At 67.9% G+C, this 11907-nt stretch carries 8 protein-coding genes; 5 read left to right on the forward strand and 3 right to left on the reverse strand.

All coding sequences use genetic code 11. The features are described from left to right. The first annotated feature begins 104 nt into the window (after positions 1-104). From ACZ5XO_RS12515 to ACZ5XO_RS12525, 3 genes are all read left to right on the forward strand, one after another. Positions 105-491 carry a response regulator gene (locus tag ACZ5XO_RS12515; protein ID WP_464162665.1) on the forward strand — a complete coding sequence of 129 codons (387 nt, stop codon included), beginning with the start codon at positions 105-107 and terminating at the stop codon, positions 489-491. Positions 492-495: 4 nt separating this feature from the next. Then, a complete protein-coding gene (locus ACZ5XO_RS12520) occupies positions 496-852 on the forward strand; it encodes a hypothetical protein (protein WP_464162666.1) in 357 nt (118 codons plus the stop codon). A gap of 264 nt (positions 853-1116) precedes the next feature. Then, on the forward strand, positions 1117-2784 hold the full coding sequence (locus tag ACZ5XO_RS12525; protein ID WP_464162667.1) for an MFS transporter: 1668 nt from the start codon (positions 1117-1119) through the stop codon (positions 2782-2784). A gap of 64 nt (positions 2785-2848) precedes the next feature. Here the strand turns inward: ACZ5XO_RS12525 and ACZ5XO_RS12530 are convergent, their stop codons facing one another. Both ACZ5XO_RS12530 and ACZ5XO_RS12535 read right to left on the reverse strand, forming a co-directional pair. Then, positions 2849-4150 (reverse strand): sugar MFS transporter, encoded by a 1302-nt coding sequence (locus ACZ5XO_RS12530; protein WP_464162668.1) that lies wholly within the window; start codon positions 4148-4150, stop codon positions 2849-2851. A gap of 169 nt (positions 4151-4319) precedes the next feature. After that, entirely contained in the window at positions 4320-7118 is a 2799-nt protein-coding gene (locus ACZ5XO_RS12535; RefSeq protein ID WP_464162669.1) for a TonB-dependent receptor, read from the reverse strand. A 266-nt stretch (positions 7119-7384) separates the two neighbouring features. On the opposite strand from ACZ5XO_RS12535, the gene ACZ5XO_RS12540 reads away from it, so the two are divergent. After that, a complete protein-coding gene (locus ACZ5XO_RS12540; protein ID WP_464162670.1) occupies positions 7385-9229 on the forward strand; it encodes an alpha-amylase family glycosyl hydrolase in 1845 nt (614 codons plus the stop codon). Beyond that, positions 9226-10854: an alpha-glucosidase gene (locus tag ACZ5XO_RS12545; RefSeq protein WP_464162671.1), complete on the forward strand. Its 1629-nt coding sequence runs from the start codon at positions 9226-9228 to the stop codon at positions 10852-10854. The genes ACZ5XO_RS12540 and ACZ5XO_RS12545 overlap by 4 nt, the downstream gene beginning before the upstream one ends. A gap of 7 nt (positions 10855-10861) precedes the next feature. Here ACZ5XO_RS12545 and ACZ5XO_RS12550 read toward each other — a convergent pair whose 3' ends face one another. Further along, on the reverse strand, positions 10862-11875 hold the full coding sequence (locus tag ACZ5XO_RS12550; protein ID WP_312065354.1) for a LacI family DNA-binding transcriptional regulator: 1014 nt from the start codon (positions 11873-11875) through the stop codon (positions 10862-10864). Between the last annotated feature and the right edge of the window lie 32 nt (positions 11876-11907).

Here is an 11907-nt window from a genome sequence, read left to right on the forward strand (position 1 = left end):
AGCTTAAGCGAATACACCTTATGAGTGTGTCGCGACTTCGCGAAGTCGGCGCGTCCTTCAATCACAGCGGCCCGTTCGGCCGCGCCTGTGCAAAGAGGAATGGAATGGCGGCGGACAAGAGCATGAACGTCCTGGTGGTGGACGACTACAAGTCGATGGTGCGGATCGTGCGGGGCATGCTGAACCAGCTGGGCTTCGTCAACGTCGATGATGCGCCCGACGGGGCGGCGGCCATGGCCCTGCTGAAGGAGAAGAATTACGGCCTGGTGCTGTCGGACTGGAACATGCAGCCCGTCACGGGTCTGGAGCTGCTGAAACAGGTTCGCGCCGAGGAGAAGACCAGGGCCACCCCCTTCGTCATGGTCACCGCCGAAGCCAAGGTCGAGAACGTCATCGCCGCACGTCAGGCGGGGGTGAACAACTATGTCATCAAGCCCTTCACCCTGGCGGTGCTGAAGCAGAAGCTGACTTCGGTCATCGGCGAGATCTGACGCCATGACGCTCTCCATGACGCCGCAACAGATCCTGGCCGAGATCGACCATCTGAGGCGCGAACTGGCCGCCGCAGCCGACGACCTTCTGTCCGCCGCCGAACAGGGCCTGGCCCTGACCCGGGCGAAGCCTCTCGACGCCGACGCGGTGACGGACAGCTTTCATCGCATCCTCGCCGCCTGCAGCTTTCAGGACCTGGCCGACCAGAGGATCGCCCGGCTGCTGACCGCCCTGACCGGACGCAAGGCCCCGCCCCGGAGTTCGGAAGAGCACCCCGACGCCGCCCTGCTGAACGGCCCGGCCCTGGCGGGCGAGACGGGATTGAACCAGTCGGCGGCGGACGCCCTGTTGGCGAGATAAACACCCCCTCTTCCCCGCTCATCCCGGCGGACGCCGGGACCCAGTGCTTGGGCTGCATACGCAGAGCTGAACTCACTCCGCCGTGGTGGTTGAGGCTCTTACTAGGCCCCGGCGTCCGCCGGGGTGAGCGGGGTCAAGCGTTCACGCCAATATAAACCCTTCACGGCTTGCCAAGCCGTCGCCAAAGGGGTGCAGTAGGGGCTCGTTCCGCAGTCACTGTTCAGGCGTCGCCATCCTGATCTCCCGTTCCAGCCGGTCCGCCTCATGAGCGCCCCCGAGACCGCGCCGCCCGCGCGCACCGGGGCGCTGGCCCCGCTGAACCATCCGGTCTTCCGCGCCGTCTGGATCACCAGTCTGGTGACGAATTTCGGGGGGCTGATCCAGTCTGTCGGCGCCGCCTGGATGATGTCCTCCATCGCCTCGGCCCAGATGGTGGCCCTGGTCCAGGCCTCGGTCACCCTGCCCATCATGCTGCTGTCGCTGGCGGCCGGCGCCCTGGCCGACACGGTGGACCGGCGCAAGATCATGCTGGCGGCCCAGAGCTTCATGCTGCTGGTGTCGGCCGGGCTGGCGGTCATGACCTATGTGGGCTGGATCACGCCCTGGGTGCTGCTGACCTTCACCTTCCTGATCGGCTGCGGCACCGCCTTCAACGGCCCGGCCTGGCAGGCCTCGGTCGGCGACATGGTCCCGCGCGAGGATCTGGCCGGGGCCGTGACCCTCAACTCCATGGGTTTCAACCTGGCCCGCAGCGTCGGCCCCGCGATCGGCGGCATGATCGTGGCGGCGGCGGGTGCGGCGGCGGCCTTCGCCGTCAACGCCGTCAGCTATCTGGGCCTGCTGGTGGTCCTCTTCCGCTGGAGGCCCGAGCGGCCGAAACAGACCCTGCCGCGGGAGGGCCTGCTGGCGGCCATGGCCGGGGGCCTGCGTTACGCCTTCCTGTCGCCGCGCGTGACGGCGGTCCTGCTGCGCGCCGTGGTCTTCGGCGTCGGGGCCAGCGCAGTTCAGGCCCTGATGCCCCTGGTGGCGCGCGAAGGCGGCGGCGGGCCTCTGGTCTTCGGCCTGTTGCTGGGCGCCTTCGGGGTCGGCGCTGTGGGCGGGGCCCTGTTCGTCGGCAAGCTGCGCGCCAAGTATGAAACCGAGACCGTGGTGCGGGCCGCCACCCTCGGCTTCGCCGCCGCAGCCGCCGTGATCGGTTTCAGCCCCTGGCTGATCCTGACCCTGCCGGCCCTGATGATCGCGGGCGCCGGCTGGGTGCTGACCCTGTCCAGCTTCAACGTGACGGTGCAGATGTCGGTGCCCCGCTGGGTCGTGGCACGCGCCCTGGCCCTCTATCAGATGGCGGCCTTCGGCGGCATGGCGGGCGGCAGCTGGCTGTGGGGCTCGCTGGCCCAGACCCAGGGGCTGGACATGGCGCTCGGCCTGTCGGCGGGCGTGCTGGTCCTGTGCGTCCTGATCGGCCTGCGCGTCCCCCTGCCCTCGACCGCCAACCTGAACATGGACCTGCTGCGGCGCTGGACCGAGCCTCAGACCCGGCTGCCCATCGAACCGCGCAGCGGGCCAGTGGTCGTCACCATCGCCTATCGCATACGGGAAGAGGACATCGACGCCTTCCTGGCCGTAATGGACGAGCGCCGCCGCGTGCGCCGCCGCGACGGGGCGCGCCAGTGGCACCTGATGCGCGACCTGGCCGAGCCGGACGTCTGGGTCGAGAAATACCAGACCGCGACCTGGCTGGATTACGTCCGCCACAACCAGCGCATCACCCAGGCCGACGCCGACATCTCGCAGCGCATCTACGCCCTGCATCAGGGGCCGGACAAACCGGTGGTGCATCGCCTGATCGAGCGGACGACCGCGCCTCTGGCCGCCAACCTGCACGGCGACCGCCACTATGGCGAGCCGCTGACGGACGCGACGCGCTCGTCGTAACCCTCCACAGAAAAGGCCGCGCCCGAGCGATCGGACGCGGCCCCTTCATGTCCACGTCGTGAACCTAGTGCGGCGAGGCGACCGGGCCTTCGCTATCCCGGCCCTTGGTGCGGGCGCAGGCCACGGCGAAGACGGTCAGCAGCAGATAGCCCGCCACCGGCACGAAGAAGCCCAGGTGGATGTCGCCCGAGCGGTCGGCCACCTGGGCCGCCAGCAGGGGCAGCAAGGCGCCGCCGATGATGCCGAAGACCAGCAGGCCCGAGGTCGCGGCGGCGGGCGCCGAGGACCGCTCCAGCGTCAGGGTGAAGATGCTGGGGAACATGATCGAGTTGAAGAAGCCGACGGCCAGGGCCGCATAGGCCGCCGTCACGCCGCCCGTCTGGGTGACGATCAGGCACAGGGAGGCCGCGACCACGGTGCAGACGCTGAGCAGGACCCCGGCGTGGATGCGGGTCAGCAGCCAGGAGCCGATGAAGCGGCCGACCATGGCTCCGCCCCAGTAGAGGGCGACCATCTTGCCCGCCGCCTCGACCGGGATGTTCAGCACGTCGGGGCCCGACAGGAAGTTGGTCAGCATGTTGCCGATGGCCACTTCCGAGCCGACGTAGATGAAGATGGCCAGGGCGCCGAACAGGGCCCAGCGCGACTTCAGCGCCGAGAAGATGGCGGCGGCGCCGACCGGCTCGGCGGCGTCATGAACCGGGGCGGCGGCGTTGATCTGCTTGCGCGCCGAGAAGATGAAGGCGGCGATCAGGGCGAAGAAGGCGCCCATGCCCAGAAAGGCGATGTCGATGCTGCGCAGGGACTCGCCGCGCGTAGCGACCGTGACGACCGCCCCGGCGGCGAAGACCCCACCGGTCAGCAGGACGTGCGCCCCCAGCCACGGCCCGACCGTGGCCCCGAGCGAGTTGAAGGCCTGGGAGAAGACCAGGCGGAAGTGCGAGCTCTTCTTGGTGCCCAGCTCCGCCACCAGAGGATTGGCGGCCACCTGCAACAGGGTCACGCCCGAGGCGATCACGAACAGGGCCAGCAGGATGCCGGGATAGAAGTCGATGATGGTGGCGACCGGCACGATCAGACAGCCCAGGACCATGGTCAGCAGGGCGGCGATGATCGAGCGGCTGTAGCCGAGACGCGTCAGCACCGCCGCCGCCGGCAGGGAGGCCACGCCGTAGGCGATGAACCAGGCGAAGGTGGTCAGGAAGGATTCAGTATAGCTGAGGTCGAACACCCGCCGCACCGCCGCGATCAGCGGATCGATCAGCGAGGTGGCGAAGCCCCAGGCGAAGAAGAGGCTGGTGACATAGGCGAAGGCGAGGCCCGTGCCGCGCACGGCTCCCCCCGTCCCGTTTTGCGGTTGGCTCATGGTCGCTCCCCGAAGGACCGCGACGACGGCGCCGCGATTTACAAGAACTGTCTAGGCAAGAGGGCTGTGCGTCCAGAGCGGTCGCCGCCCCCGAAATCCCGTCTGGCCAAAAAAGAGGGGGCCGGCCTCGAAAGACACGGCCCCCAGTCGGCTCAGAAGAGAGAAGGGATCAGAAGCGGTAGTTGACGCCGACCAGGAAGGTGCGGCCGTACTTCTGGAAGTCGATGGTGCGGCGCTCGTCGCCGTTTTCGAAGGTCTTGAACGGCTCGTCGGTCAGGTTGTTGACCTGGGCCAGGATCGACAGACCCTCGGCCGGTCCCGACTGGAACTCGTAGCCGATCTGGGCGTCGATGATGCTTTCCGCCGCGACCGAGCGCAGGGTGCGGCCGTTGCCGAAGCCGGCGACCTCGCCCAGGAAGTCCGAACGGTAGCGGTGCGAGACGCGGGCCTGGAAGCCGGCCCTTTCATAATAGACCGTCGTATTGACCACGGTTTCCGACAGACCCGGCAAGGCCGTCGGGGCCTGGGTCGGATCAGGCTGGATCTCGCTGTCGGTCCAGGAGGCGCTGAACTGGCCGCCGAAGCCTTCCAGCATCGGGTGGAAGATTTCGAACGGCGCCGAAACCGTGAATTCCGCCCCCTTGATCCAGCCGCCGTCGCCGTTGTCCGGCGCCCCGATCAGGCCTTCACGCAGGACCGGTTCGGGATTGCCGACGCCGATCGGATAGCCGGAGAAGTCGAAGATCTGGTTGTGGTTGTAAACATAGCTCTCGAGGTTCTTGTAGTAGGCCGCCAGCGAGACATAGCCTCGACGGTTGGCGAAATACTTCTCGATCGAAATGTCGGCCACGTCGGCGATGAAGGGACGCAGTTCCGGGTTGCCGCCGCCGCCGGACCAGGGCGAACGGTTGATGTCGCCGGACTGGGCCAGGGCCGGATTGTAGCTGTAATTCCGCGAGGCGCGCATGTCGTCCATGCGCGGACGGGCCAGGGTGCGGGCCGCCGCGAAGCGAACGAACAGGTCGTCGCCGGCTTCCACGATGAAGTTGGCGCTGGGCAGGATCTCCAGGTATTCCGCGCCGCCCTGCACGGCGAGCGTCTGCGACACGCCCGGCGCCAGCTGGCTGGCCGAGAAACCGCTCGAGGACTGATCGGTGTAGACGGCCTGGACGCCGACGTTGCCGGTCAGCGGCTTGCCGAAGAAGTTGTGGTCGATGTTGGCGCGGATGAAGGTGGTGGTGACCTTCTCCGACACTTCCCAGTTGCCGGCGGCGACGTCGGCGTTGGGGTTGCGGATGCGATCCAGGGCGCCGCTGTTGACCAGGGCCAGGGCGTCGTAGCTGATGACCTGCGAGATGCCGAGGTAGCCCAGGTCGGTCGGCGACAGCAGGAACTGCGCCGGGATCGACAGATCGCCGCCGCCCGGAACGGCCAGATAGTACTGGTCGTTGACGAAGGACTTGCTGCGTTCCGAATAGTTGACGCCGAAGTCGATCGAGCTGAACGGGCTCTGGTGCAGCTGACGGGTGGTGACGAAGCGGACCGCCTTGATCTCGTCCTCGATGGAGGGCGTGTTCATATAGCCGGCCTGACCGCCCGGAATGACGTCGCCGCCCCAACCCTGCGGGCTGGTGATCTTGATCAGGGTCGGATCGGCGTAGTTCAGCTGGCTGGTGAAGCGGGTCACGCCGTCGCTGGTCAGTTCGAAGCCCAGGGTGTCCAGGGCGCCGTTGATGTTGCGGCCGGTGCCGGCGTTGGTCTCCAGGATGATGTCGTTGCGCTCGACCTTGGAGTAGTTGAGGTCCAGGTTGAACGACCAGTCGTCATTGGCGAAGAACTCGGTGTTCCAGCCGATGGCCGTGATGTTGCTGTCGCGCTTGTTCAGGTCGTTGCGGACCACGCCCTTGATGTTGTCCCACGTCCCGGCGACGATCATGCCGTCCTCGACGGTGTAGCCGGGGCGCAGCGACGGGCCGGGACGGCAGACGTCCGGGGTGGCGACATTGCCGACCGAGGCGCAGTCGCCCGACGATCCGCCCCAGGCCAGCGGGAACTCGATGCCGCGCAGGACCTGGGTGTTCTTGAACTCGGAGTAGAAGGCGTCCAGCGTGGTGTGGAACCGGTCGTTCGGGCGCCATTCCAGCACGCCCATATAGCCGTCGCGCTCCAGTTCCGACGACATGACATAGGGCTTGACCCCGCCGGTCAGCAGGTTGCCGTCGCTGTAGTTGGGATAGCCCCAGGCGTTGAAGCGCTCGGACTGATAGGGCGACGTCATGTGGGCGTAGCCCAGGGCGATGCCGATGGTGTCGTCCGCGAACTGGTCGACGTAGCTGAGGGTGTAGCGCTGGCCGTGGTCGGTGGTGCCCGAGTTCAGGGCGCCGATGTCGTTCCACTCATAGCGGGCGTTGGCCACGATGGCCCGGCGGCCGTAGTCCAGCGGACGGATGGTCTTCATGTCGACCGTGCCGGCCAGGCCCTGGCCGGTCAGGGCGGCGTCGGGCGTCTTGTAGACCACGACGCTGGACATCATTTCCGACGGGAACTGGTCGAACTCGACGCCGCGGTTGTCGCCGGTCGTGACCATCTCGCGCCCGTTCAGCAGGGCGGTGGTGAAGTCCGGGCCGAGGCCGCGAATGGAGATCAGCTGGCTGCGGCCGTCGAGGCGCTGCATGGTCACGCCAGGCAGGCGGGCCAGGGATTCGGCGATCGACACGTCGGGCAGCTTGCCGATGTCTTCAGCCGAGATGACCTCGACGATCGAGGTGTTGTTGGCCTTGGCCGAGATCGAGGCCTCGATCGAGCGGCGGATGCCGGTGACGACGATCTCGTCGACCTGGGTCGCCTGCTCGTCCTGCGAAGCCGTCTGCGCCTGAACGCCGCCCGCGAGAGCCAGGGTCATGACGACGCCCAAGGCGCCGCCGGTCATGAGGCGCGCACGCCGGGTGAAGCCATAAGCCATCGTCATCCTCCCATGAGTGTCGCTCTCTGATGAAGCGATCTGACGCAAACTTATGCAAATCTATGACAACCTTGCAAGCCGGTAATATTTGGGGCCGGACGATGTTCGCTCAAAAACCCCGCAATATGGATTATTATTGCGACGCAACATGGAAGCAGCCTTGGAAAACAAGGCGAAAACGGCGCAGTTGACAGGCCCGCCCGTCGCTGCAAAAACTTGCAAATCGATCTTTCCGGCATCGTATCGGAAGGACAGGACAGGGAGGGCCGCCAATGCCCAGGACGCCACGCCGCTGGAACGCTCTGCTCGGAGCCGTGTCCGGACTGAGCCTGCTGGCCGCCGGAGCCGCCACGGCCCAAACAGCGACCCAGACGCCCGCCGCCTCGACCGTGGAGGCCATGCGCCAGCGCCCGCCCCAGGACGAGGTCATCTACTTCCTGCTGCCTGACCGGTTCGCCAACGGCGACGCCGCCAACGACCACGGCGGCTATGCGCCCGACCGACTGGTCAGCGGCTTCGATCCGTCCAGCCCCGAATTCTATCACGGCGGCGATCTGGCCGGGGTGATCCAGAAGCTGGACTATCTGCAGGGCCTGGGCGCCACCGCCATCTGGCTGGCCCCCGTCTTCAAGAACAAGCCGGTGCAGCCCACGGTCGGCCGGCCCATGGCGGGCTTCCACGGCTACTGGATCACAGATTTCACCCGCCCCGACCCTCACTTCGGCGAGCCGGAGACGATGAAGGCCCTGGTCGAGGCGGCCCATGCGCGCGGCATGAAGGTCTATCTGGACATCGTCACCAACCACACGGCCGACGTGATCCAGTATCGCGAATGCCCGGCCAATGACTGCGCCTATCGCTCGGTCGCCGACTATCCCTGGACCCGTCGCGGCGGCATGGACGGGGCGGCGATCAACGACGGCTTCCGCGGCGACGGAGATGCGTCTGACTTCGCACGGCTGACCGATCCGACCTGGGCCTACACGCCCTACATCCCGGCCGGCGAAGAGACGGTGAAGGTCCCGGCCTGGCTGAACGATCCCCTGCTCTACCACAACCGCGGCGACTCGACCTTCCGGGGCGAGAGCTCGACCCACGGCGACTTCGCCGGTCTGGACGACCTGTTCACCGAGAACCCGCGCGTGGTTCAGGGCATGATCGAGATCTTCGGCGACTGGATCGACGACTACGGCATCGACGGTTTCCGCATCGACACCGCCAAGCATGTGAACCCCGAGTTCTGGCAGGCCTTCGTCCCGGCCATGATGGAGCGGGCCCGGGCGCGCGGCATTCCCAACTTCCACATCTTCGGCGAGGTCTATGACCACGACCCGGCGGCCCTGGCCCGGCACACGCGGGTCGACAAACTGCCCGCCGTGCTCGATTTCGCCTTCCAGTCGGTCGCCACGGACGTGGCCAACGGTGCCAAGGCCCCGGACGCCCTGGCCCAGCTGTTCGCCGCCGACGCCCTCTATGAAGGGGGCGCCGAGGCTGCGCTGCAGCTGCCGACCTTCCTGGGCAATCACGACATGGGGCGCATCGGCGGTTTCGTGCTGAAGGCCCATCCGCAGGCGTCGGATGACGAACTGCTGGCCCGCACCACCCTGGCCCACGCCCTGATGATGTTCAGCCGCGGCGTGCCCACCCTCTACTACGGCGATGAACAGGGCTTCGCGGGCGGCGGCGGCTATGGCGGCGGACGCCAGGACATGTGGAACGGTCAGGTCGAGACCTATCGCACCGAGCAGCGCATCGGCGGCCTGCGCGACGCTTACGACCGCGAGGCCCCGCTCTATCGCGCCATCAGCGAAATGGCCCGCCTGCGCGCCGCAGATCCGGCCCTGCGTCGCGGCGCGCAGACGGTGCGCGCCGCCGCCGAAGCGCCCGGCCTGTTCGCCATCACCCGCGCCCTGCCCGATCAGGCCGGCGAGACCCTGGTGGTGTTCAACACCGGGACCGAACCGCTGAGCGCCAATGTCGTGGTCGACGCCGCCTCGACCCGCTGGACCGCATCGCGCGGGTCCTGCCCCACAGCTTCCGCCGCGCCGGGCGTGGTCCGCGTGACCGTGCCGCCGCTCGACTACATGATCTGCGTTTCCGAAGGCCCCGCCCAGTGACCCTTGCGACCCTCCCCGTCGTCCCCTCTCCGGAGCAGGCCCACCAGGAATGGTGGCGCGGCGCCGTCGTCTATCAGGTCTATCCGCGCAGCTTCGCCGACAGCAACGGCGACGGCGTCGGCGATCTGAACGGCATCACGGCCCATCTGGATCATGTGGCCTCCCTGGGCGTGGACGCGGTGTGGATCTCGCCCTTCTACACCTCGCCGATGAAGGACTTCGGCTATGACGTCGCCGACTATTGCGACGTCGATCCGGTGTTCGGGACCCTGGCCGACTTCGACCGGCTGGTGGAGAAGGCGCACGGCCTGGGGCTGAAGGTCATCGTCGATCAGGTCTGGTCGCACACCTCGGACCAGCATGAGTGGTTCAAGGCCAGCCGTCAGGACCGCGCCAACCCCCATGCCGACTGGTATGTCTGGGCCGACGCCAAGGCCGACGGCTCGCCGCCCAACAACTGGCAGTCCGTCTTCGGCGGGCCGGGCTGGACCTGGGACGCGCGGCGCGGCCAGTATTACCAGCACAACTTCCTGCCCGAGCAGCCGCAGCTGAACGGCCGCCATCCGGCGGTGCAGGACGCCCTGCTGGCCGCAGGTCGTTTCTGGCTGGATCGCGGAGTGGACGGCTTCCGCCTGGACGCCATCAACTTCATGATCAACGACCCGTCGCTGAAGGACAATCCGGCCTTCCCGGCGGGCGGCAAGCGGACCCGGCCCTTCGACTTCCAGGACAAGATCTACAACCAGTCCCACCCCGACATCGCCCTCTTCCTGGAGCGGGTGCGGGCGCTGACCGACTCCTATGGCGACGGGCGCTTCACCGTGGCCGAGGTCGGCGGCGACCACGCCGACCGCGAGATGAAGGAATACACGGCCGACGACCGTCACCTGCACAGCGCCTACGGTTTCCTCTACCTCTACGCCGAGCGGATGTTCGCCGACCTGGTGAAGACGGGCGCGGCCATGTGGCCCGGCGCTCAGGGCGAGGGCTGGCCGTCCTGGACCTTCTCCAACCATGACGCGCCGCGCGCCATCTCGCGCTGGGCCGAGGGCCGCAACGAACGTCAGCTGGCCGAGATGCTGATGCTGCTGCTGGTCAGCCTGCGCGGCAATGTCTTCGTCTATTACGGCGAGGAGCTGGGCCTGCCTCAAGGGCAGGTGCCGTTCGAGCGTCTGGTCGATCCCGAGGCCATCGCCAACTGGCCGCAAACCCTGGGCCGCGACGGCGCCCGCACGCCGATGCCGTGGACGGCCGACGCCCCCTTCGCCGGCTTCTCGACCGTCGAGCCGTGGCTGCCGGTGGACGCGCGCCACCCGGCGATGGCGGTCGACGTCCAGAACGCCGATCCGAAGTCGATGCTGAACGCCACGCGCCGCATCCTGACCCTGCGTCGCGCCCATGCGGCCCTGCGCGTCGGCGAGATCGAGGTGCTGACCACCGAGCCTGTGCTGACCTTCACCCGCGAAGGCGGCGGCGAGGCCCTGCTGGCGGCCTTCAATCTGGGGCATGAGGCCCAAGAATGGACCGCGCCTGCGGGCTACGCCGTCATCGACAGCGTGAACCTCGGCGAGGCGGGCGCCCTGCCGCCGCTGGGCGGCGTCCTGCTGCGCAAAGAGGCGGGCTGAGGTGGGATCAGCCGCCGCAGCTCTCGCGCACGATAAGGTCGGTGGGCACGCGCTCCGAGCGGCCGGCGGCGTCGCCGCCGTGGTCCAGCAGCTTGGACACCATCAGGCGGCCGGCCTTCATCGTATCCTGGGCGATGGTGCTGAGGGCCGGGCTGGAGTAGCGGCTGAAGGGCACGTTATCGAAGCCGATGACCGAGACGTCGCCCGGCACGCTGCGACCGGCGTGGATCAGGGCGCGCACGGCGCCCAGGGCGATCTGGTCGCTGGCGCAGACCACGCCGTCAAAATCCACGCCGCGGCGGATCAGGGATTCGACCGAGGCCTCGGCGGACTCGACCTCGAAGTGGGCGTCCACGATCAGGGCCGGATCGACCGGCAGGCCCGCGCTGGCGAGGGCGTCCAGATAACCGCGATGGCGCTGCATGGCCTCGGGCGGATCGAGGTCGCCAAGGAAGACGATGCGCTTTCGCCCCAACCGCGCCAGATGCAGGGTCGCCCGACGCCCGCCGTTGATGTTGTCCGAGCCGATCGAGCAGTAGAGCTGATCCGGCAGTTCGGCGCCCCAGACGACAAAACGCGCCTCGGTCTCGACCAGACGGTTGAAGGCGGCGTGCAGGGTGCTCTGGCCCAGGAAGATGACGCCGTCGGCGCGGCTGGTGGTCATGGCGGCGGCCACGTCCTCATAGGTCGCCGGGGCCAGATGGCTCATGATCAGATCGCAGCCGCGTTCGCGCGCCGCCTCGCCCACCCCGGCCAGAAGCTCGAGGAAGAAGGGGTCGCTGAGACGCCCCTCGCGCCCCTGCGGACGCGGCACGACCAGGGCGATGGTCGCCTCGGCGCCGATGGGTCCGGCGGGCATGTAGCGGCGGAACGGATAGTCGTGCTCGCGCGCCAGCTTCCAGATCAGCTGCTTGGTCCGGTCATTGACCGCCGGGTGGTCGTTCAGGGCGCGCGACGCCGTGGAGATCGACACCCCCGCCAGCTGGGCCAGGTCTTCCAGTCGCGTGGACTTGCGGCTCAAGGGTCGCGGGCTCCGGAATCAGTCGCTGCAAA

Source organism: Brevundimonas sp. T2-11, assembly GCF_055397675.1.